This is a genomic window from Blattabacterium cuenoti (genome assembly GCF_014252335.1).
Taxonomy (GTDB): Bacteria; Bacteroidota; Bacteroidia; order Flavobacteriales; family Blattabacteriaceae; genus Blattabacterium; species Blattabacterium cuenoti_AL.
In genome coordinates this window covers 297,936-321,787 of the sequence record NZ_CP059218.1, presented here as the reverse complement: position 1 = coordinate 321,787, position 23,852 = coordinate 297,936, and the positions used below count along the sequence as shown (strand labels likewise).

The 23,852-nt window shown below is 26.6% G+C and carries 14 protein-coding genes, 1 tRNA gene, 2 rRNA genes and 1 pseudogene (1 of these 18 only partly in view); 14 read left to right on the top strand and 4 right to left on the bottom strand.

All coding sequences use genetic code 11. From position 1 onward, the window contains the following. Together H0H37_RS01485 and rrf are read left to right on the top strand one after the other, a co-directional pair. Positions 1–266 (top strand): 23S ribosomal RNA (locus H0H37_RS01485) (it extends 3,085 nt beyond the left edge of the window). 33 nt (positions 267–299) lie between these two features. Beyond that, a 5S ribosomal RNA gene (gene rrf / locus H0H37_RS01480) occupies positions 300–410 on the top strand. Here the strand turns inward: rrf and H0H37_RS01475 are convergent. Further along, positions 399–2,117 carry a ribonucleoside-diphosphate reductase subunit alpha gene (locus tag H0H37_RS01475; protein ID WP_238785473.1) on the bottom strand — a complete coding sequence of 573 codons (1,719 nt, stop codon included), beginning with the start codon at positions 2,115–2,117 and terminating at the stop codon, positions 399–401. The genes rrf and H0H37_RS01475 overlap by 12 nt on opposite strands. A gap of 9 nt (positions 2,118–2,126) precedes the next feature. Continuing rightward, positions 2,127–4,082 (bottom strand): 30S ribosomal protein S1, encoded by a 1,956-nt coding sequence (gene rpsA / locus H0H37_RS01470; protein ID WP_185882669.1) that lies wholly within the window; start codon positions 4,080–4,082, stop codon positions 2,127–2,129. A 176-nt stretch (positions 4,083–4,258) separates the two neighbouring features. Here rpsA and dnaE point away from each other — a divergent pair, with 176 nt between their 5' ends. The 11 genes from dnaE to H0H37_RS01415 all read left to right on the top strand — a co-directional run bounded on the left by dnaE (position 4,259) and on the right by H0H37_RS01415 (position 20,308). Then, on the top strand, positions 4,259–8,560 hold the full coding sequence (gene dnaE, locus H0H37_RS01465; RefSeq protein ID WP_185882213.1) for a DNA polymerase III subunit alpha: 4,302 nt from the start codon (positions 4,259–4,261) through the stop codon (positions 8,558–8,560). 164 nt (positions 8,561–8,724) lie between these two features. Next, a complete protein-coding gene (locus tag H0H37_RS01460; protein WP_185882212.1) occupies positions 8,725–10,488 on the top strand; it encodes an argininosuccinate synthase domain-containing protein in 1,764 nt (587 codons plus the stop codon). Next, the gene (gene argC / locus H0H37_RS01455) at positions 10,488–11,465 is read left to right on the top strand and encodes an N-acetyl-gamma-glutamyl-phosphate reductase (protein WP_185882211.1); all 978 of its coding nucleotides are present in this window, start codon (positions 10,488–10,490) and stop codon (positions 11,463–11,465) included. Before H0H37_RS01460 ends, argC begins: the two co-directional genes overlap by 1 nt. Before the next feature lie 12 nt (positions 11,466–11,477). Beyond that, complete coding sequence (locus H0H37_RS01450) at positions 11,478–12,620, top strand: aspartate aminotransferase family protein (protein ID WP_185882210.1); 1,143 nt, start codon at positions 11,478–11,480, stop codon at positions 12,618–12,620. After that, complete coding sequence (gene carA / locus H0H37_RS01445) at positions 12,617–13,768, top strand: glutamine-hydrolyzing carbamoyl-phosphate synthase small subunit (RefSeq protein ID WP_185882209.1); 1,152 nt, start codon at positions 12,617–12,619, stop codon at positions 13,766–13,768. Before H0H37_RS01450 ends, carA begins: the two co-directional genes overlap by 4 nt. After that, entirely contained in the window at positions 13,755–17,000 is a 3,246-nt protein-coding gene (carB, locus tag H0H37_RS01440) for a carbamoyl-phosphate synthase (glutamine-hydrolyzing) large subunit (RefSeq protein WP_185882208.1), read from the top strand. The genes carA and carB overlap by 14 nt, the downstream gene beginning before the upstream one ends. Before the next feature lie 4 nt (positions 17,001–17,004). Further along, positions 17,005–17,958, top strand: a complete 954-nt coding sequence (locus H0H37_RS01435; RefSeq protein ID WP_185882668.1) for a Rossmann-fold NAD(P)-binding domain-containing protein — start codon at positions 17,005–17,007, stop codon at positions 17,956–17,958. Positions 17,959–17,966: 8 nt separating this feature from the next. Continuing rightward, positions 17,967–18,749 (top strand): acetylglutamate kinase, encoded by a 783-nt coding sequence (gene argB, locus H0H37_RS01430; protein WP_185882207.1) that lies wholly within the window; start codon positions 17,967–17,969, stop codon positions 18,747–18,749. After that, positions 18,740–19,828: a M20/M25/M40 family metallo-hydrolase gene (locus H0H37_RS01425; RefSeq protein ID WP_185882206.1), complete on the top strand. Its 1,089-nt coding sequence runs from the start codon at positions 18,740–18,742 to the stop codon at positions 19,826–19,828. The genes argB and H0H37_RS01425 overlap by 10 nt, the downstream gene beginning before the upstream one ends. A gap of 54 nt (positions 19,829–19,882) precedes the next feature. Next, positions 19,883–20,209: a thioredoxin gene (gene trxA, locus H0H37_RS01420; RefSeq protein WP_185882205.1), complete on the top strand. Its 327-nt coding sequence runs from the start codon at positions 19,883–19,885 to the stop codon at positions 20,207–20,209. A gap of 25 nt (positions 20,210–20,234) precedes the next feature. Beyond that, positions 20,235–20,308 (top strand) — tRNA-Asp (locus H0H37_RS01415). Between the two features lie 24 nt (positions 20,309–20,332). Here H0H37_RS01415 and H0H37_RS01410 read toward each other — a convergent pair. Continuing rightward, positions 20,333–22,210, bottom strand: a complete 1,878-nt coding sequence (locus H0H37_RS01410; protein ID WP_185882204.1) for a DNA translocase FtsK 4TM domain-containing protein — start codon at positions 22,208–22,210, stop codon at positions 20,333–20,335. Between the two features lie 132 nt (positions 22,211–22,342). Here H0H37_RS01410 and nadD point away from each other — a divergent pair. Continuing rightward, positions 22,343–22,926: pseudogene (gene nadD / locus H0H37_RS01405) on the top strand (nicotinate (nicotinamide) nucleotide adenylyltransferase). 18 nt (positions 22,927–22,944) lie between these two features. Here the strand turns inward: nadD and H0H37_RS01400 are convergent. Then, a complete protein-coding gene (locus H0H37_RS01400; protein WP_185882203.1) occupies positions 22,945–23,844 on the bottom strand; it encodes a 5'-3' exonuclease in 900 nt (299 codons plus the stop codon). Positions 23,845–23,852 lie beyond the last annotated feature (8 nt).

Sequence of the window (23,852 nt, the reverse complement as noted above, 5' to 3'; positions counted from 1 at the left end):
TGCGAGCGTTAGAAGCTTGAGTGGAGCTGATTCTAGTACGAGAGGACCGAATTGGACGAACCTCTGGTGTATCAGTTGTATCGCCAGGTGCATCGCTGAGTAGCTACGTTCGGAAAAGATAAGCACTGAAAGCATATAAGTGCGAAACTAACCACAAGATTAGGCTTCTTTTAAGGGTCGTTGAAGATGACAACGTTGATAGGCTATAAGTGTAAAGACAGTAATGTCATAGCTGAATAGTACTAATTACCCATAGGCTTATATTATCTCCTCATATATGTTATGTTTATTTTATTTTATTGGGTAGTCATAGCAATGTGGTCCAACCTCTATCCCATTCCGAACAGAGAAGTTAAACACATTAGCGCTGATGGTACTGGTTATTCCGGGAGAGTAAGTCACTGCCCTTTATTTTTTGCATAATCTGCTCGAATAATGCTTTCACTTCTATAGTAATACAAACTTTTTAATCCTATTTTCCAAGCTTCAAGATGTACCAAATTAATAAATTTGGCTGGAGTATTTTGATGAAATGATAAATTAATACTTTGTCCTTGATCAATATATTTTTGTCTAATACTAGCTTGTTTTACTAGATTTAATTGATTAATTTCTTTAAAACATAAAAATACATGTTTCTCTTTTTCACTAAGAACAGTTAAATTCAAACAAGATCCTTTTTCATTTGCTATTTCTTCCCAAATTTCAGGAATATCATGTCCACGTTCTGCAAGAATTTGTTTTAAATAAGGATTTTGTCGTATATGCATACCTTTTGAATCATCATCGACATATATATTAGCTGCTAAAGGTTCTACTCCTTGAGAAAGCCCTCCAGCGAGTTTAGCAGAACTTCTATTTGGTGCTATTGCCATTAAAGTTAAATTTCTTCTTCCAGTACCTATATTCCATTCAGATTCTCCATATTCTTTAGCTAAATATTGAGTCGCTTTGTAAGATTCTAATTGTATTTTACTAAAAATTTCATGAATTAACATATCAGATTGTAATGAAATAAAAGGAATCAATCTAGATTGCAAATAAGAATGCCATCCCAATGCACCCAAACCTAACGCTCTACTTTTTTCTGCAAAACGAACAGCATCTTCTATTCCTCTAATATGTTTACCTTTATTAATAAATTCTTGAAGAACAGCATCTAAAAATAATATAGAATAAAATACAGTTTTAGTATTTTTCCATTCTATATATTTATAAATATTTAAAGAAGAAAGACAACATACTAAAGTATGACTTTCATCTGTAGGCAACATAATTTCAGAACATAAATTACTATGATGTATTTTTAATCCATATTTTTTCCAATTTTCTGGAAGATTAATATTAGCATTATCTTTAAAAAAAAGATAAGGTTCTCCTGTTTTTACACGTTCTTTTAATGTATTAATCCATAAGTGTCTTTCTTGTCCATTTTCTTTTACAACTTTATTCATAAATGAATTAGAAAGTATAACACCTTGATGAATATTGTGACATTGACGATTTATGTCTCCTTTAGGTTCTCTTATCTTTAAAAATTCTGTATATTCTTGATGTTCTATATTTAAATATATTGCAACAGCTCCTCTTCTAGTTTTTCCCTGTTTACTAGCAATAATTGAACTATCATATGATTTAATAAAAGGAATAATTCCATCTGAAGTTCCTAATTCTCCATTTTTTATATAACTCCCAATTGGTCTTATTAAACTAAAATCATATGAAGTTCCTCCTCCATGCTTACTAAGAATAGCCATTTCTAAATTTTTTCTATATATTTCATACATACTGTCTCCAATTTGTCCAGAAAAACAACTTATAGGTAACCCTTTTTCTGTTCCTAAATTTACCATAACTGGAGTAGAAGGGATAAGCCATCCTTTCCACAAAATATTGAAAAAATTGTTTTCTAATTCTGGTTTATTAAGAATTTGTGAAGCTTTTTTAGCTAATCTATTATATGCTTCATAAGGAGATTCTCCATCTAACAAATATCCACTTTTAATGGTAGTCAAATATAGTTCATTATTTGCCCAAATAGGAAAATCAATTCCAACCTTCCAACCTTTTTTTTCTGCAATAGGGTGTGTATCCATTATCCTATTATCCTTATCCATGCCATGAACCTATTTATCTTTTTTATCTTGTTCTTTTTCTATTTTTTCTTTTAATTTCACCAATCCTTCTATATCTCCAAGAGTAGATCTTTCAAATTTTCTACTTTTTTTGATGGGTTTGATGGGTTTGATGGGTTTGATGGGTTTGATGGGTTTGATGGGTTTGATGGGTTTGATGGGTTTGATGGATTTGATGGATTTGATGGATTTGATGGGTTTTACTTTTACACGAGAAGTTTTTTTATAAGTTTTATTAATAGCATCACCATCACGGTAAGTAGATGTATGAGACACAACTATTTTCTTAGATTCTTTATCAAATTCGGTAACTTTAAAATTAATTTCTTCTCCTTTCTTAACAAAATTTCCATCTTTTTTTTCTAAAAATCTTAATGGAACAAATGCTTCCACCTCCTGATTAATTATAACAGTTCCTCCTTTATCAAATAAATTAATTAATACTCCATCGTGAACACTTCCTATAGAATATACTTTTTCATATTGATTCCAAGGGTTGTCTATAATTTGTTTATGACCTAAGTGCAATTTTCTTGTTTTTATATCCAAAGAAAGAACAATTACCTCTAACTTTTCGTTTAAATTACAAAATTCAGATGGATGTTTTATTTTTTTTGTCCATGAAAGATCATGAGTATAGAGAATTCCAGATATTCCTTTTTCTAGTTCTATAAAAACGCCAAAATTAGTAATTTTTATTATTTTACCTTCTATTTTAGTATCAACAGGATATTTTGTTTGAATGTTTATCCATGGATCTTCAGTTAATTGTTTTACACTTAAAGACATTTTTCTCTCGTGTCTATCAATAGTTAAAATCAAAGCTTCTATTTCTTCTCCTATTTGTATAAAATCTTGTGGAGAAGATAAATCTGATGACCAAGACATTTCACTAATATGTAATAATGCTTCTACTCCAGGAATTACTTCAACAAAAGCTCCATAATCTGCTAAAACACTTACTTTACCCTTGATTTTACTTCCTACTTTTAAATTTGTATCTAATGAATTCCAAGGATGAGTGTGTAATTGTTTCAATCCTAATTGAACACGATTTTTTTCTTGATCTACACCTAAAACTACAAATTTTAATTCTTGTTCTAATTGTACTATTTCCGTAGGATGATTGATATGTGCCCAACTCATATCTGTAATATGCAATAATGCATCTACTCCTCCTAAATCTACAAATGCTCCATAAGGAAGAATATTTTTAATTTTACCTCCCAAAACCTGTCCTTTATCTAATTTAGAAATCATTTTTTTTCTTTGTTCTTCTATATCTTTTTCTATTAATACTTTATGAGATACAACAACGTTTTTTGTTTTTTTATTAATTTTAACAACTTTAACTTCTATTGTTTTTCCTACATAAGTTTCATAATCTTTAACAGGTTTTACATTAATATGTGATCCAGGTAAAAAACATTCTATATCAAAAATTTTCACAATTAATCCTCCTTTAGTTCTGGAAATAACATATCCCAAAATAATTTCTCCTTTTGTATAATATTCATTAATACGTTGCCAACTTCTTAAAATTTTTGCTTTTTGATATGATAATATACATTGTCCTTTATAATCCATTTTTACCATCATTACTTCTATTTTACTACCAATTGTAAGATGTAAATCATCTTTCAATTCCTCTCTAAATTCATTAATAGGAATAACTCCTTCAGCTTTAAATCCAATATCGACTATTACACTATTATCCGTCATTAATGTTACAATACCTTTATATATTTCTAATTCTTGAATATTTGGTAAAGTATTGGTGTAGATTTGTTCAAACTTTATTCTTTCTTTGTTTTTATCCTCATTCAAATGATTTTCATATTTTGTACAATTAAAACTATTTTTATTGTTTTGATTCTGATTTATATCGATAAAATGTTTATTACTTAATGTTTGTTTGTTAATTTTTCCTTGGGTCTGACTAGACATATATTTTATTATTACAACCATAAATTATTTAGATGTTCTTCTATTATAAAGAATGAAGAATCAATCTAAAAACATACAAAACTAATCATAATTTTTTATAAATCATTTAAACATAGATTTCACAAAACACTATATTTTGTGGAGTATAGCGTAAATTGTTTTTTAAATATAAATAAATGTATCTTATTATTGACACTGAAACCACTGGATTACCAATATCTTATAAAAATCCTGTTACTGATACAGAAAATTGGCCAAGATTAGTACAGATTTCTTGGCAGAGTCATGATACTTTTGGAAAAATTATAGAATTTAAAAATTTTATAGTTAAACCAGATAATTACGAAATTCCTTTCAATTCGTTTAAAATTCATGGTATTACTAATAAAATTGCGGAAAAATATGGAAAAGACTTAACATTTGTTATAAAACAATTTGAAACAATATTAAACAAATCTGAATATCTAATTGGACATAACTTAGAATTTGATATAAATATTATTGATTGCGAATATTTTCGGATCAATAAAACAACTTTATTAACAGGAAATAAGAAAAAAATTTTGGATACAAAAGATTTGGCAACTGATTATTGCAAATTGCCAGGTATTGGAGTGAGAAAAAAATTTAAATGGCCTAAATTAACTGAATTATATTATAAATTATTCGGAATTCAATTAAATCACGCTCATAATGCTGCTTACGATGTAAAAGCTACTGCACGTTGTTTTTTAGAATTATTACGTTTAGGAGTCATTAATTATAGAAAAAGTGGAATAAAAGAAAAAATTATCAACAAATTTAGAGAAATTTTTCCTATGATCATTCCTTCATCTATAGTATCATTCACAGATATTATGCACAACCCCACCTACACGTATAAAATAAAAAAAAAATTATGCGATATAACAAAATTGAAAAATAAAAATTACTCCCATATTCATAATCATACTTATTTTTCCATTCTTCATTCTACTATTAAGGTGAAATCTTTAGTGGAAAGAGCTATATGTAATAATATGCCAGCTGTAGGAATTACTGATTATGGTAATATGATGGGCGTTTTTTATTTTTTAGATGCTATTAACGATGCAAATAAAAAATATTCATATTTAAAAAAATCTATTAAAGGTATTATTGGAAGTGAAATTTTTATATCAGATAATTATCTGCAAAAAACCTTCACTAAAGATAAACCAGATAAATATTATCATCAAGTTTTATTATCAAAAAATAAAGCTGGATATCATAATTTGTCAAAACTTTGTTCTCATGGATTTTTAGATGGGTATTATTCTGGTAGACCAAGAGTTGGTAAAAAATTAATTGAAAAATACAAAGATAATTTAATCGCAATGAGCGGTGATTTAAATGCAGAAATTCCATATACAATTCTTAATTATGGAAAGAAAAAAGCAGAAAAAATATTTTTATGGTGGAAAGAAATTTTTCAAGATGATTTTTACGTTGAATTATTACGTCATGGATTAGAAGAAGAAGATTATGTAAATAAAATTTTACTTCAATTCTCTATAAAATATAATGTTAAATATATTATACAAAATAATACGTTTTATCTAGATAAAACAGAATCTGATGCACACGATATTTTACTTTGCATCAAGTATGGAAAAAAAAAATCTACTCCTATAGGCATAGGAAAAGAATATAGATTTGGATTTCCTAATAGTGAATTTTTTTTTAAAAGTACAGAAGAAATGAAAATACTGTTTTCTGATCTTCCAGAAGCTTTTGATAATCTAAAAGAATTAATTGACAAAATTGATTGTTATCAACTTTCACATCCAATATTACTTCCAAAATTTTCAAAATCTTTTGAAAATACTATGGAGAAAATTAATGGTGGTGTAAATATAAGTGAAAACAAATTATTAAAAAAAATGACTTATGAAGGAGCTAAAAAACGTTATCCATTAATTTCAAAATCAATTATAAAAAGAATTCATTTTGAATTAAATACAATAGACAAATTGGGATATTCAGGATATTTTTTGATTGTTCAAAATTTTATATCTAGAGCTAAAAAAATGAATATTTCAGTAGGACCTGGTAGAGGATCAGTAGCAGGATCTGTCGTTGCGTATTGTATAGGAATCACTAATATAGATCCAATAAAATATCAACTGCTCTTTGAAAGATTTTTAAATCCTAACAGGATAAATTTACCTGATATTGATATTGATTTTGATGATAGAGGACGTGATAAAATTATTGAATGGGTAGTTAACAAATATGGTAAAAATAAAGTTGCACAAATTATTACTTATGCTACTATGGGTGCAAGATCTTCTATTAGAGATACGGCTAGAGTATTAAATCTATCGCTAGAAAAAACTGATCGTATAGCTAAAATGATTCCTGAATGTTGTGTATCATTAAAATCTATATTATCAGAAAATAGCATTCTTAAAAATATGAAAAAAATGGATATTGATAAGGTGAAAAGATTGAGAAAGATAGCGCAAAATAAAGATTCATTAGAAGGCCAAATTTTGGATAAAGCAAAAATTTTAGAAGGTACTATTAGAAGTACTGGAATACACGCTTGTGGAATTATAATTAGTCCATATGATATTATAGAATATGTACCAGTTGCAATTTCCAGAGAATCTGATTTGATGTTAACTCAATTTGATAATAATGTGGTAGAAAAAACTGGATTATTGAAAATGGATTTTTTAGGCTTAAAAACTTTGACAATTATTAAGGATACATTAGAATTATTAAAAAATCGTACAGATATACTATTGAAATTCTCTTTAGAGGATCAAAAAACCTATTTTCTATTTCAAAGAGGTGAGACAGTTGCAGTTTTTCAATATGAATCTCCTGGTATGCAAAAGTATTTGCGTGATCTTCATCCAGATAAATTTGATGATTTAATTGCAATGAATGCTTTGTTCAGACCTGGTCCAATGCAATATATTCCTAATTTTATATCAAGAAAACATGGATATGAATCTATTACTTATGATTTTCCAGAAGTGGAAAAAATTTTAAAAGATACTTATGGAATAACTATTTATCAAGAACAGGTAATGTTAATATCTCAAAAAATAGCAAGTTTTACTAAAGTAGAAGCAGATTTTCTTAGAAAAGCTATGGGTAAAAAAAACAAATCTGAACTTAATAAATTAAAGAACAAGTTTATATCTAATGCGATTAAAAATGGATATTCCAAAATAGGAATAGAAAAAATATGGAAAGATTGGGAATGCTTTTCTTCTTATGCATTTAATAAGTCTCATGCTACTTGTTATGCTTATATCGCATTTCAAACGGCGTATCTTAAAACTCACTTTCCATGTGAATATATGGCCTCTGTATTGAGTAATAATATGGATAATATTAAACAACTATCTTTTTTTATTAAAGAATGTAAAAGATTGAAAATTAATATTTTAAAACCTGATATTAATTATAGTGATTCATGTTTTCAAGTGATTAATCCAACATCGATTAGATTTGGATTGAGAGGAATAAAAGGAGTAGGACAAAATGCTGTAAAAATAATTATGAATGAAAGAAACAAAAATGGATTTTACAAAAACATTTTTGATTTTGTAGAACGTATAGATTTGAGGATAGTGAATAAAAAAACTTTGGAAAGTTTAATTTTATCTGGGGCATTAGACTCATTTAAGATTGATAGAACAACGTATTTTGATATTTACGAGGAACAAAACAAAGAAAAAAATCATAAGTCAAGCATAATAGAAAAGATTATACAAGTTGGATCTAAACATTATAGTATGAAAAAAAAACATTCTATAAAGGATGATATAAAAACTATAATAAAAAAAAAAAATAATAATTTCTGGACTAAAAGTACTCTGATTAAGAAAAAACAAGAAGTTTTAGGAATTGATCTATCTATAATACGTTCTTATGTTACAAATACAGTTTACAAAAAAACATATTTTATTAATTTATCTTTAGATCAATTGAACCATTATGCAAAACAAATTATAGGGAAAAAATTGTATATATGTGGTATGTTATCCAATAAAGATAATTATATGAAAAATGAAAAAATATATGGAATCTTTTTGGAAGAAGAGAAGCATGTTACTAACAGTTTTATCATTCATGGAAATGGTAAAAAATATTTCAAATACAAACATTATAATAATAATTTATCATTTGATTCGTATGTGATAATTTGTGAAAGGATACACATGTATCGTATTGATAGTCTTAAAAAGATATTAAAAACATGGATTAATAATAAATTAATATTAAAAATACAGTTAAAGTATTTAAATAAGATAACCATTGATAAATTGGAAAATCTTTTATTGTCTCAAAATATAGGGAATAAAAAACTTCATATCATGATATACAATCGTGAAAATAAAAGTATTTATTTTGAATCTATAAAATATGAATTGGAAATCAACTACAATTTTTTAAAAGAATTAGAAAAAATTCAAGGAGTTGATGTTTGTTTGAATTAAAAAAAAATAGCATTTATTAAAAGTCTTTATTAAATTTGTAATGTAATGTTATAGTTGTACTTTATACTATGTTATAGTTGTGTGGTATTTGATATTGATACAATTGATAAAAACTTAGTATACTAGTATTAGTTTAGTTGCGTAGGGTTTGGTTACTGAAAAAAATGAAAATAAATGTTAGAGTATCTAATGAAACAGATACAAAATATGCTTATATTATTTGTAATAAAATACAGGAATCAGCAAAAATTAGAGGTACAGGTATTGCTAAAAAAGATCCAGAATACATTAAACTAAAAATGATTCTTGGTAATGCAGTTATTGCTTTTTGTAATGATAAAATTGCTGGATTTGGATATTTAGATGTTTTTCAAAAACAGGAATTTGTCGTTAATTCTGGATTAATTGTATTTCCAGAATATAGACAACAAGGATTAGCAAAAATTATTAAATTAGAAATTTTTAATCTTTCAAAAACAAAATTTCCACATGCTAAAATTTTTAGCATTACTACCAATAATTATGTCATTAAAATAAATACAGAATTAGGATTCAAACCAGTTTCATTTAGTGAGATTACTAAATCAGAAAAATTTTGGAAAGGATGTGAAAGTTGTTCCAATTTTGATATATTAACAAGAAATAAAAGAAAAATGTGCCTTTGTACGGGAATGCTATATAATCCGTTAAAAAAACGTAAAAAAAATGAATTAAATGAATTATTTGATGGAGATAGAATTGTTTTGGCTTATAGTGGAGGATTAGATACATCTTATTGTTTAAAATTTTTAATTCAAAAAGGATATGAAGTACATACTGTCATTATTAATACAGGAGGATTTCAAAAAAGTGAATTAAAAAATATTGAAATTAGAGCTTTAAAAATAGGTGCTAAATCACATATATCTATTGATGCGATAGAAGAGTATTATCAGAATTGTATAAAATATCTTATATTTGGCAATATTTTAAAAAATAATACATATCCACTTTCTGTTAGTTCAGAAAGAATATTTCAAGCAATTCAAATTGCAAAATATGCTAAAGATATGAAAGCAAAAGCTATTGCTCATGGTAGTACAGGTGCTGGAAATGATCAAATAAGATTTGATATAGCTTTTCAAATTATTTGTCCAGAAACAATTACTTTATCTCCTATAAGAGATTTTAAAGTTTCCAGAAAAGAAGAAATAGAATATTTAAAAAATTTTGGTATTGCTATTGGGTGGGACAAAGCAAAATATTCAATCAATAAAGGAATTTGGGGGACTAGTATTGGAGGGAAAGAAACATTAACCTCATTAGAGGATCTTCCTAATGAGGCATATCCGAAAAAATTAAAAAGAACAAAAAGTGAAAATTTAGCATTAGAATTCGAAAAGGGAGAATTGGTTGGTGTAAATGGAGAAAGAGCAAAGGCTATAAAAAATATTATAAAAATTGAAAACATTGCCTCAGAATTTGCAATAGGAAGAGGAATTCATATTGGAGATACTATTTTAGGAATTAAAGGTAGGGTTGGCTTTGAAGCATCTGCTGCAATTATTATTATTAAAGCACATCATCTATTAGAGAAACATATTCTTACAAAATGGCAATTATATTGGAAAGATCAATTATCTAATTGGTATGGGATGCTACTTCATGAAGCACAATATTTAGATCCAGTTATGAGGAATATAGAAACTTTTTTAAGCAGTACACAAGAAAGATTAACTGGTCAAGTGAAAGTAGTTTTATATCCATATAGATTTCATTTGGTTGGAATTCAATCTAAGTTTGATTTAATGACATCCAATATGGCTCAATATGGTGAAATGAATTATGCTTGGACAAAAGAAGATATCACAGGATTCACAAAAATTTTGAGCAATCAAATGAAAATGTATCATCATTTAACAGAAGAAAAGAATAAGAAGAAAGAATAATGATTAAAATAGGGATAATAGGAGGAACTGGGTACACAGCAGGAGAATTAATAAGATTGTTAATTTATCATCCTAAAGCTAAAATTATAAGCGTAGTTAGCAAAAGCAATCCAGAATGTTTGATTCATGATGTTCATCAAGATATCTTAGGAGAAATAAATATGAAATTTTCTCAATCATTAGACCCAAAAATTGACCTTGTTTTTCTTTGTTCAGGACATGGTCAATCCAGAAAAGAATTGCAAAATATACCAAAACATAGCAAAGTTATTGATTTAAGTCAAGATTTTAGAAATGATAATCAATCTTCTTTTAAAGATAGAAAGTTTATTTATGGACTACCAGAATTACATAGAAATATAATTCAAGAGTCTAACAATATAGCAAATCCAGGATGTTTTGCTACAGCAATTATTTTAGCAATGTTACCATTAGCTAAAAAAAAATTATTAAAAAAAGATATTCATATCAGTTCTATTACTGGTTCTACAGGTTCAGGCAAACAAATCATTGATACAAATAATTTTAGTTGGAGGAATAACAATATTTCTACTTATAATATATTTACTCATCAACATTTGAATGAAATAGAACAAACAATTTGTCAATTGCAAAATAATTTTTCTCCATACATTTATTTTGTGCCTTATAGAGGAAATTTTTCTAGAGGAATTATATCAACTGTATATACTACTTTGAGTGATAATATGTCTTTAGAAAAAAAGAAAAACATATATTATGATTTTTATAACAATCATCCGTTTGTAGAAATTTCAGAAACAAATATAGATTTAAAACAAGTGATTAATACTAATAAATGTTTTTTACACCTTATTGAAAGAAAAAATCAATTTATCGTTATAAGTATTATAGATAATTTAATCAAAGGAGCTTCTGGTCAAGCTATACAAAATATGAATCTGATGTTTAATTTAGTAGAAACCTATGGTTTAAATTTAAAATCTATTCGTTTCTGAAAAAAACCAATAATGAAATTATTTGATGTTTATTCTATTCTAAATGTAAAACTGCAACAGAGTAAAGGAGTTTATGTTTTTGATCAACAAAATAATATGTATTTAGATTTTTATGGAGGACATGCAGTTATATCTATTGGGCACTCACATCCAAATTATATTCAATCTTTAACAAATCAAATTAATCAAATTTCCTATTATTCAAATAGTGTTATTATTCATCAACAACAAAAATTAGCTAATTTACTTGGAAAGAGTTCAGGATATGAAGAGTATTCATTATTTCTTTGTAATTCTGGAACGGAATCTAATGAAAATGCATTGAAAATTGCTTCTTTTCATACAGGTAAAAAAAAAGTGATTGCTTTTAAAGGAGCTTTTCATGGAAGAACTAGTGGAAGTGTATCAGTTACGGATAATTATAAATTAGTATCTCCATTCAATACTCAACATAACATCACTTTTCTCAAGTACAAAGATCTTGATCTTTTGGAAAAAGAATTACAACATGAAGATGTTTGTGCTGTAATTACGGAAGGAATACAAGGTATTTCTGGTATTATTGATCCAGGATCAAATTTTTTTTGTCAAGCAACTAAAATATGCAAAAAATATGATGCGGTATTTATTGTTGATGAGGTGCAAAGTGGATATGGAAGAACTGGATTATTTTTTGCTCATCAATTATATTCTATTAAACCGGATTTAATAACTATTGCTAAAGGAATGGGCAATGGATTTCCTATAGGAGCTGTATTAATTCATCCTAAATTTAAACCTTATCATGGAATGTTGGGAACTACCTTTGGTGGTAGCCATTTAGCTTGTACTGCAGGAATTTCTGTGTTAGAGATCATTAAAAAAGAAAATTTAATTGCAAATGCTAAACTAATGGGGGAATTATTGTTACAAAAATTACATATAATATCTTCAATCAAAAAAATCAGAGGAAGAGGATTAATGATGGGCTTAGAATTTGATTTTACTGTTGATGATTTAAAAAATGTTCTAATATTTAAAGAAAAAGTTTTTGTTGGTGTATCCAGTAATCCTTATGTTTTGCGATTGTTACCTCCATTGAGTATTAAAGAATGTCATGTTAATTTGTTTGTTAAAAAGTTAAAAAACGCATTATCATTTTTAGGAAAAACATGAAAGAGAATAGTAGTAGTAACAAAAAGGCAATGTTAATATTAGAAGATGGTACAAAGTATAAAGCGTTTCATTTCGGAGCATCAGTTTCTTCTTCTGGAGAAGTAGTTTTTAACACTGCAATGACAGGTTATCCAGAAAGTTTAACAGATCCTTCTTACAAAGGACAAATTCTAACTTATACTTATCCTATTATTGGAAATTATGGAGTACCAATTGATTTTAACAATACTGAGGATACTAAAAAAGAAGGATATATTTGTCCATTTTATGAATCAGATAAAATTCAAGTCTCAGGATTACTAATTTCTTATTATTCTAATCGTCCATACCATTGGAATATGACATATACTTTATCAGATTGGTTAGAATATAATGGTATACCTGGATTATATAACATAGATACAAGATCACTCGCTAAAAAATTGAGAAAAAAAGGTGGATCTATGTTGGGAAAAATTTTAATAGAAAAAGAAAATATTCCCTTTTATGATCCTAATCAAGAAAATTTAGCAAAACAAGTTTCTATTTGTAAAAAAGTTATATATGGAAAAGGTAAATATAAAATACTGATTGTAGATTTCGGGTTAAAGAATAATATTTTACGTTGTTTATTAGCAAGAAATTGTACAATTATAAGAGTTCCATGGGATTATGATTTTACAAAAGAAAAATATGATGGATTAGTACTTTCTAATGGTCCTGGAAATCCAAAACTTTATAAAGTTCCTATATACTATATACGTAAGGTGATGAAAATAGATAAACCAATATTCGGTATTTGTCTAGGGCATCAATTGTTGGGACTAGCAGCTGGAGGAAAAACTTATAAATTGGAATATGCACATAGAGGAGTTAATCAACCAGTAGTATTGATCAATACTAGACAACATTTTATTACATCACAAAATCATAGTTTTGGATTAGATTATACCCCCCAACTTTATAGAAACTGGAAAGTGTTTTTTAAAAATTTGAATGATAATACTTGTGAAGGAATTATTCATAATAGCAAACCTTTTTTTTCTGTGCAATTTCATCCAGAAGCATCTAGTGGACCTATGGATACTGAATTTTTATTTGATATTTTTATGAACTCTGTTATTAGAAGATATAATATTAACCATCTTCAAAAGAATGAAAATAGATAAAGTTATTATCCTAGGATCAGGTGCATTAAAAATAGGGGAAGCAGGTGAATTTGATTATTCTGGAACACAAGCATTAAAAGCTCTTAAAGAAGAAGGAGTTTATACTATATTGATTAACCCTAATATTGCTACTGTTCAAACTTCCAATGAAATCGTAGATAAGGTTTATTTTTTACCTATTACCTCGTTTTTTATCAAAAAGGTTATTGAAAAGGAAAATCCGCAAGGAATTTTGCTATCTTTTGGCGGACAAACAGCATTGAATTGTGGTATACAACTTTTCAAAGAAAAAGTGTTTGAAAGGTATAATATTAAAGTGTTGGGAACCTCTATTGAATCCATTATTCAAAGTGAAGATAGAGATATATTTCGAAAAAAATTACAAAAAATGAAAATCAAAACTGTAAAAAGTTTTGTTGTTCATTCTATAGAAAATGCAATATATTATTCTTCACAAATAGGATTTCCTATTCTCATACGATCTGCTTATACACTTGGTGGATTAGGTAGTGGTTTTGCAAAAGATATTCATGATTTAAAGAAAATAGTCAATCAAGCTTTTTCCTATTCTTCTCAAGTTGTGATAGAAGAATATTTAAATGGGTGGAAAGAAATAGAATATGAAATCGTTAGAGATAAGTATGATAATTGTATTTCAGTATGCAATATGGAGAATATTGATCCTATTGGTATTCATACTGGAGAAAGTATTGTTGTAGCTCCTACCCAAACTTTAACCAATTATGAGTATTTTAATTTAAGGAAACTTTCTTTTGAAATTGCTAGAAATTTTGATATAGTTGGTGAGTGTAATGTCCAATTTGCATTAGATTATAAATCAAATAATTATAGAGTAATTGAAATGAATGCTAGACTTTCTCGTTCAAGTGCTTTAGCTTCTAAAGCAACTGGTTATCCATTAGCATTTGTTTCTGCAAAATTAGCGATGGGATTTGGATTGCATGAATTAAAAAATTCGATCAATAAAACAACTACTGCATTTTTTGAACCATCATTAGATTATGTTGTTTGCAAAATACCTAGATGGGATTTAAAAAAATTTTATGGAGTTTCTAATAAAATTGGAAGCAGTATGAAAAGTGTAGGAGAAGTAATGGCTATAGGTGGATCTTTTGAAGAAGCTTTGCAAAAAGGAATTCGTATGTTAGACATTGGATTATTAGGCTTTATCAATGTGACCCCACCCAAAATAGAATCTGTTAATTTGCTTCAGGAAACTATCAAAGAACCTACAGATCAAAGAATATATTTGTTAGAAAAAGCTTTAGACAAAGGTATTTCGATTCAAAGAATACATCAGTTAACCAAAATAGATCCTTGGTTTTTGTATCAAATGGATAATATGTTGAAAACAAAAAAAAAGATTTCATTTTATGATCATTGGAGCAAAATACCGAAGACGTTATTCCATCAAGCTAAAAAAGAAGGTTTTTCTGATTTACAGATAGCAAGTTTGTTAAAATGTCATCATCATAAAAAATATGATAAAAAAGATGTTTATCATTTAGAACAAGAAATAAGAATATATAGAAAAGAAAAAGATATAGTTCCATATGTTAGACAAATAGATACTTTAGCATCTGAATATCCTGCTCAAACAAACTATTTGTATATGACCTATCACGCGATTCAACATGACGTTTCTTATGATGTAACAGATGGTCAATCAATTATTATCTTAGGATCTGGAGTATATAGAATTGGAAGCAGTGTAGAATTTGATTGGTGTTGTGTTAGTTCTTTACAAACACTTAATAAAGAAGGTTATAAATCTATAATAATTAATTATAATCCTGAAACAGTAAGTACCGATTTTGATGTTTGTACAAGATTATATTTTGAAGAACTGACTTTAGAAAGAGTTTTAGATATTATTGATTTAGAAGATCCAAAAGGAACAATAGTTTCTATGGGTGGGCAAATTCCTAATAATTTAGTTTTGAAGCTTTATGAAAATAAAGTAAAAATTTTAGGTACATCTCCTATTTCCATAGATAAAGTAGAAAATAGATACAAATTTTCTAATGTTATGGACTTATTGGATATAAACCAACCTAAATGGAAAGAATTCTTTAATATTAATCATATTTATCAATTTATCGAAGAAGTAGATTATCCTATTTTAGTTAGACCATCTTATGTTCTTTCAGGAGCTAATATGAACATACTTTCTAATCATGAAGAACTGAAACATTATCTTTTGAATAATAAAATTTCTATTTCTAAAGATAAACCATTAGTCATTACAGAATTTATTCAAAATGCAAAAGAAATTGAATTAGATGCAGTTTCTCAAAATGGAAAAATGTTATATTATGCAATATCAGAACATGTAGAATTTGCTGGAGTACATTCAGGAGATGCAACGTTAGTATATCCACCACATAATTTGTATTTATCTACATTAAGAGAAATAGTTAGAATATCTAAAAAAATATCTAAACATTTTAATATATCTGGGCCTTTCAATATTCAATTTTTATCTAAAAACAATGAATTAAAAGTAATTGAATGTAATTTAAGAGCTTCTAGAAGTTTTCCATTTGTATCCAAAGTTTCTAATTTCAATATGATTGAATTAGCTACTCAAGTTATTATTGGAAAAAGTAAAGAAAAAATAGAAAACAATTTATTGACTATGAATTTTATAGGCGTTAAAGCTTCTCAATTTTCTTTTTCTAGATTGCAAAAAGCAGATCCTGTTTTAGGAGTAGATATGTCTTCTACAGGAGAAGTAGGATGTTTAGGAATCACTTTTGATGAGGCACTATTAAAATCTATGCTTTCTGTTGGGTATACTATTCCTAAAAAAAATATACTTATATCCGGAGGACCAATGATATCTAAATTGGATCTTTTAGAAGTTTTAAAATTATTGCATAAAAAAGGATATGTATTATTTGCAACAGAAGGAACTAATCATTTTTTATCTGATTATGGAGTTCCGTCAGTAAGGGTTCATTGGGGAAATATTGATAAATATCCAAACGTGATTGATTTTATTCAAAATAGAAAATTTGATTTAATTATTAATATTCCAAAAAATTTAAGTAAATCAGAATTAGATAACGATTATGCGATCAGACGTTCTGCTGTAGATTTTAATATCCCTCTGATAACTAATGCTAGATTAGCCAAAGTTTTTATACAGGCTTTTTGTAAGTTATCTATGAACAATTTATTAATTACATCTTGGAATGAATATAAATAATTATATGAAAAATTTTTTCAGTATAGAAGATATCGATGATTTATATGAAATTATAAAAAATTCTATCAAATTAAAAAAGAACCCATATGATTTTCAAAATTATGGAAAAAATAAAACAATTGGATTAATATTTTTTAATCCAAGTCTAAGAACTAGGCTAAGTTGCCAAAAAGCCGCTTTTAATTTAGGATGTAATATTTGGAGTTTAGATGTTAATAGAGATTCTTGGAGATTAGAACTTAATGATGGCACTGTGATGAAACATACTCAAGAACATATTAAAGAAGCAATCTCGGTAATGAGTTTATATTGTGATATTATAGCAATAAGAACATTTCCTAATCTTTTAGATAGAGATTATGATTACGAAGAAGTTTTTTTTAAAAAAATATTGTCTTATTCTAAAGTTCCAGTCGTAAATTTGGAAAGTGCGACTATGCATCCTTTACAGTCATTGGCAGATGCTATGACAATAGCCGAATTTTTTCCTTTTTTGTCAAAAAAAAACAAACGATGCAAAGTAGTGTTAAGTTGGGCACCACATGTAAAACCATTACCACATTCTGTAGCCAATTCTTTTGTTCAATGTCTATCTCGAATAGAAGAAATTGATTTAACTATTACTTGTCCTAAAGAATACGATTTGTATGAAAAATTTTCTAAAGGAATTTATACTACATATGATCAACATAAAGCATTTTTAAACGCAGATTTTATATATGCAAAAAATTGGAGTAGTTATAGACATTATGGACAAATACTACATACAAGTGATGATTGGATGATTACTCAAAAAAAAATGGAATTAACTAATCAAGCTAAATTTATGCACTGTCTACCCGTAAGGAGAAATATAGTGGTCGAAGATTACGTTTTGAATAGTCCTCAATCTATTGTATTACAACAAGCAGAAAATAGAATTTTTTCTACCCAAATGATTTTTTTGAAATTATTATAATTTTTATCATGAAAATCCATATAGTCAAAATTGGTGGAAACTTAATAAATAACCATGACTCTCTTTATTCTGCTTTATATGCTTTTTTGAAAATACCAGACAAAAAGGTTCTAGTTCATGGAGGTGGAAGTTTGGCAAATAATATTTGCAATAAAATGGGAGTTAATCCAACATTTGTACAAGGAAGAAGAGTAACAAATAAAGAAATACTTGATATTGTTGTGATGACGTATGCCGGGCTAGTCAATAAAAAGATTGTTTCTAAATTGCAGTATTATGGTTGTAATGCATTGGGTTTATGTGGAGCAGATCTTAATTGTATTAAGTCACATTTACGTGTTAAAACAACCAATGAAGTGGATTATGGATATGTTGGAGATTTGAATAGTCAAAGTGTAAATTATAGTGTTATGATCTTCCTGTTAAGACATAATATTGTACCTGTAGTATGTCCTATTACTCATAATGGAATAGGAAATCTTTTAAATACCAATGCAGATACTATAGCTTCATCAATAGCAATTTCCTTAATCAAATTATATGAAACAGAATTACACTTTTGTTTCGATAAAAAAGGTGTATTAAGTAATTTACAAGATTCAGAATCTTTTTTTCCAAAAATAGATTTACGTTTATTTCAATCTCTAAAAAAAAATAAAACCGTAATAAATGGTATGATACCAAAATTAGAAAATGCATTTTTTGCTTTAAAAAATGGAGTATCTAAGGTATATATAGGACATCCTGATTATTTAAATGATATAAAGAATAAGACCATTTTATGTCTATAGTGAATTTAAAACTATTAAAAGAAGAGGCAATACAACTACTGATAAAAATTATAAATACTCCATCAGTATCCAAACAAGAACAAGAAGTATCTTTTTTAATAGAAGATTATATGTCTAAATATGGATTTCATATAAACAGAAAATTTAATAACATATGGACTGAAAATAATAATTATATAAAAAATAAAAACACTCCTACCATTTTATTGAACTCTCATCATGATACTGTGCATCCTGGAACTAATTGGTATACTGACCCTTATACGGCAATTATAAAAAACAACAAATTAATAGGATTAGGTAGCAATGATGCTGGTGCTTCTGTAGTAGCGTTAATTTCTGCTTTTATTTATTTGAGTAGTTTATCTATTCTATTGCCTTATAAATTAATTCTTGCTATTACAGCAGAAGAAGAAATTGCTGGAAATGAAGGTGTTAAATCTATTTTATCTGAATTAGGTAAAATAGACGTAGGAATAATAGGAGAACCAACCAATATGCAAGTTGCTATTGCAGAAAAGGGATTAATCGTATTAGATTGCTTAGCCATAGGAAAAAGTGCTCATTCTGCTTTATCACCTAATTCAGGAATTAATGCTATTTATATAGCAACAAAAGATATTGAATATTTGAAAACGATTCGTTTTACTAGAGAATCTAAATTACTAGGTAGAACAACATTAACGGTCACTCAAATCAAGGGTGGTATACAGCATAATATGATACCAGATTCTTGTTCGTTTGTTTTAGATATTAGAACTAATGAATTATATGATCAAGAGGAATTAATTTTTTTTATTAAAAAAAATCTATCTTCAACAATCAAAATACGTTCTTCAATGTATAATTTTTCTTTTATTGATCCAACTCATCCAATTGTATTAAAATCTAAAAAATTAAATCTTAAAATCTATGGATCTCCTACTTTGTCTGATCAAAGTCATATGTCTTTTGCAACTATTAAAATTGGGGTAGGAGATAGTGTTCGTTCTCATACTCCAAATGAGTATATTTATATTTCAGAAATACTAAATGGTATAGATATTTACATACGTTTGTTAAAAGACTTTCAATTTTAACACAAAAACGGTAAATTTGTTATTTTTATTGAATTATTAATTAAATAAGTATGTATGATACAAGAGATAAATGATGAAAGCTTTGAAAAATTTATTAGATCAGTGAATAAACCTATTTTAGTAGATTTTTGGGCTCCATGGTGTGCTCCATGTAGAACTTTGTCTTCTATATTGGAAGATGTATATAATGAATACAACAACAAGGTGTTAGTTGGAAAACTAAATGTTGATCAGAATCCCAAAATTTCTTCTATATATGGAATACGAAGTATTCCTACTATTTTTTTCTTTAAAAATAGAAAAAAAATAGATATGCATATTGGAGTTGCTACTAAAGAGGAAATAAGAAAAAAATTGGATGTTTTAATGAATATTGATTAATATTTTTTTCAAAAAAAATTGTTTTGGTCTGGTAGTTCAGTTGGTTAGAATACATGCCTGTCACGCATGGGGTCGCGGGTTCAAGTCCCGTCCAGACCGCATTTTATGATTAAAAAGTTTTAATTATATATCTGGATTTGGCAAAAAAAATTTTTGTTGTATGCTTGTGCTTTCATAAAAATCGACTATTTGTTTAATTTCTGATATATTGACAAAAGGACATTGTATTCTGACTAATTCTTGTTTGTTAGAAAATAAAAGATCTCCTTGTCCAACTAATTTTTCTGCTCCATTACAGTCTAATATAGTTCTAGAATCTATCTTTGAACTAACTCTAAATGCTATTCTAGCTGTAAAATTAGATTTTATTAATCCTGTAATAACATCTACTGATGGACGTTGTGTTGCAATAATCAAGTGAATTCCAACCGCACGAGCTAACTGTGTTAAACGGGTAATGTATATTTCTATTTCTTTTCGTTTAAAAGAAAGACTCAAATCTGCAAATTCATCAATGATTAGTATGATATAAGGTAAAGGTAATTTGTTATTTTCATTATATTCTTGAATATTTCTTACATTATATTTTTCCATAAGAAAATATCTATTATCCATTTCTTTGCATAAGGAATTTAATGCTTTTGTTGCTATTGTTATGTCTGTAATGATAGGTGTTCTTGTATAATTTGGAATAAAAGCAAAATAAGATTTTGAAATCTTATTGTAAATAGATAATTCTACTTTTTTTGGATCAATTAAAATAAATTTAATATATTCCGGTGATTTATGATATAATAAAAAAATAATCATAATGTTAATTCCAACGGATTTTCCTTGGCCTGTTGATCCTGCTATAAGTAAATGAGGCATTTTTGCTAAATCAATCATAAATATTTCATTGAATACAGTTTTTCCTAATGGAATAGGTAGTTCCTTATTATTACTTTTTTCAAACATTTCTTTAGAATACATGATATTTGTCATATAAACGATGGTGCGTATATTATTTGGAATTTCTATTCCAATTGATCCTCTTCCAGGAAGTGGACCTATTATTCTTATTCCTATAGCAGCAGATACGCTTAAAGCAATTTCGTTTTCTAAACTTTTTATTGTGGAAACACGAACTCCAACCTTAGGAAAAAGTTCATATAAAGTAATAGTAGGACCTATAGTTATTTTTATGTTTTCTATTTCTATTTTATAGTATTTAAAAATTGTAAGAATTTTTTCTTTATTATTTTCTGTTGCTTTTCTATTCTTTATGAAAGAATCATCATATTTTTTTGATTCTGACAATATAATAGGATGAGGTTTGATGTTATAATTAGAAGTAATGATATTGTTTTTTTTATTTTGTTGTTTAAAGTTTACCAAACATGTATTATATCTTTCATATTCATATGGATGATAGATTTTTTTTGGGGGTTGAATTTTTTTTAATCTAATTGTATTCATTGGATAGTGAATACGTAATACCAGTATAATGTATAGTATAAATACTATAGATAAAAGTATTCCTACTCCCAATTTTCCAAAAAAGCTGATCAAAATGTGATTAATTTCAAATCCTAGAATTCCACTTAATAATCCATAATTAGGAATAATTAAAGCGCAAGTAATTGGGATCCATATGCTTAAAAAGAAAAAATTAAATTTTATTAAATGATACTGTTTGATGAAAATTCGTTTGGTTCCAAAAAGTATTATTATACTTTTAAAAAAACATAATATAGGAAAGAAAAAAGAACTAATTCCTATTCCACAGTGGATAAAAAAATGAGCTAAAAAAGCTCCCACTTTTCCAAGTAAATTGTCTACAATAATTTCTTGATTAAATATTTGATATAATTGACTTTGATCTTCTTTCCAATGAAAAAAAAAAGATAAAAAACTTAAAAATAAAAAAATGCTATTTCCAAGAAAAAAAAATCCAATAATATAATAAATAAAATGTTTTTTATTTATTTGATGATTTTTTTTTGAAAAATGATTGTGCATATTATGTTAATTACAATTTTTTTATATTAAATAAATGTATTATCAAATTGCTTTGCAAAAGTACTAATCATTCATGGATTTGTTTTTGAATAACAACATAAATAAAATAACTGAATAACGGTTTTAATAATAATGAAGAAAATAGGACTTTATTTTGGATCATTTAATCCTATTCATGTAGGACATATTATTTTAGCAAATTATATAGTAGAATTTATAAATATAGATAAGATTTGGTTTGTAGTTTCTCCAGAAAATCCATTAAAAAAAAAAGTAATCTTATAGATTATCATCATAGGATTAATATGGTACGTTTAGCTACTTCAAAGTATAAAAAAATGATTTGCTCAAATATAGAATCAGGATTAATACCATCTTATACTATTAATACACTCAATATTATTGAGTACAAATATCCTGAAAATAAATTTATTATTATTATGGGGATGGATACTTTGTCTACCTTAAATAATTGGAAAGATTATAAAATTATTATAAATAAATATGATATTTTAGTATATCCTCGTTTTGGAAAATTTTTAAATCCTTTTTTGGAATATGAATATAAAAATAAAATCTTCTTCCTTGAAGGCCCAATTATTGATATATCTTCTTCTTATATTCGTAAATATATTAGATACGGAAAAAATATTCAACCATTACTTCCACCAGAAGTATGTAAATATATGAAAAAACATAGATTATATAAGAAATAATAAGAAATAATTTGTATTTTATTTTTTATTTATAAAATATTGATAAGCATATTTTAACAATTTCTTAAATTCAAGAAATAAAAAGATCTTTTTTATTGCATCCCAATTTGGTTTTGGTACATAAAAATTTTCTTCTTTGAAATATATATATGGAATATCTGTCACTATAGTTGCCAATTTTTTCGATAAAAACCCTAACTGTTTATTCAGTTCAAGATTTTTTTTCATTTTACCTGGAGGTAAATCATTAATGGACGTGAAAAAATTTTCAATATTATCATATTGTTTAATGAATTTCTTCGCATGTTTTTCTCCTATTCCTGGTAATCCGGGTATATTATCAGAAGAATCTCCCATCATTCCCAATAAATCTATTACTTGTTTAGTATTCTTTATGCCAAATTTGTCTAAAACTTCATTGACTCCTAATATTGTTTTAGGTTGACCCTTAAAAGGTATTCTATAAATTTTTATATTATTTGTAACAAGTTGACAAAAATCTTTATCCAAAGAAACTATATAAACTATATATCCTTTTTTTTCTGCTTGTTTTGCAATGGTACCAATGAAATCATCTGCTTCATATCCATGTTTTGCGTCTAAAAAATAAATATTAAAAGATTTTAAAATTTCTTTAATATATGGAATACCAATCAAAATTTCTTTTGGAGTTTTTTTTCTATTATTTTTGTATTGATTATATTCTTTCTTTCTAAAAGTTTGTTGATAAGTATCAAAAACAACAGACATATAGGAAGGTTTATCTTCATTTAATGTTTTAATCAATAAATATGTAAAATATAGTATACTAGATGTATTTAATCCTTTAGACGTGAAAAAAGGTTTTTTGATATTAGCATAATATCCTCGATAAATAATGGTATATGCATCTATTAAAAATAATTTCTTATTATTCATAATGTAAA

Bases quoted from the DNA above. Each gene is read 5' to 3' on its own strand.
- H0H37_RS01475 (WP_238785473.1), bottom strand. From the start codon at position 2,117: ATGGATAAGGATAATAGGATAATGGATACACACCCTATTGCAGAAAAA.
- rpsA (WP_185882669.1), bottom strand. From the start codon at position 4,082: ATGTCTAGTCAGACCCAAGGAAAAATTAACAAACAAACATTAAGTAAT.
- dnaE (WP_185882213.1), top strand. From the start codon at position 4,259: ATGTATCTTATTATTGACACTGAAACCACTGGATTACCAATATCTTAT.
- H0H37_RS01460 (WP_185882212.1), top strand. From the start codon at position 8,725: ATGAAAATAAATGTTAGAGTATCTAATGAAACAGATACAAAATATGCT.
- argC (WP_185882211.1), top strand. From the start codon at position 10,488: ATGATTAAAATAGGGATAATAGGAGGAACTGGGTACACAGCAGGAGAA.
- H0H37_RS01450 (WP_185882210.1), top strand. From the start codon at position 11,478: ATGAAATTATTTGATGTTTATTCTATTCTAAATGTAAAACTGCAACAG.
- carA (WP_185882209.1), top strand. From the start codon at position 12,617: ATGAAAGAGAATAGTAGTAGTAACAAAAAGGCAATGTTAATATTAGAA.
- carB (WP_185882208.1), top strand. From the start codon at position 13,755: ATGAAAATAGATAAAGTTATTATCCTAGGATCAGGTGCATTAAAAATA.
- H0H37_RS01435 (WP_185882668.1), top strand. From the start codon at position 17,005: ATGAAAAATTTTTTCAGTATAGAAGATATCGATGATTTATATGAAATT.
- argB (WP_185882207.1), top strand. From the start codon at position 17,967: ATGAAAATCCATATAGTCAAAATTGGTGGAAACTTAATAAATAACCAT.
- H0H37_RS01425 (WP_185882206.1), top strand. From the start codon at position 18,740: ATGTCTATAGTGAATTTAAAACTATTAAAAGAAGAGGCAATACAACTA.
- trxA (WP_185882205.1), top strand. From the start codon at position 19,883: ATGATACAAGAGATAAATGATGAAAGCTTTGAAAAATTTATTAGATCA.
- H0H37_RS01410 (WP_185882204.1), bottom strand. From the start codon at position 22,210: ATGCACAATCATTTTTCAAAAAAAAATCATCAAATAAATAAAAAACAT.
- H0H37_RS01400 (WP_185882203.1), bottom strand. From the start codon at position 23,844: ATGAATAATAAGAAATTATTTTTAATAGATGCATATACCATTATTTAT.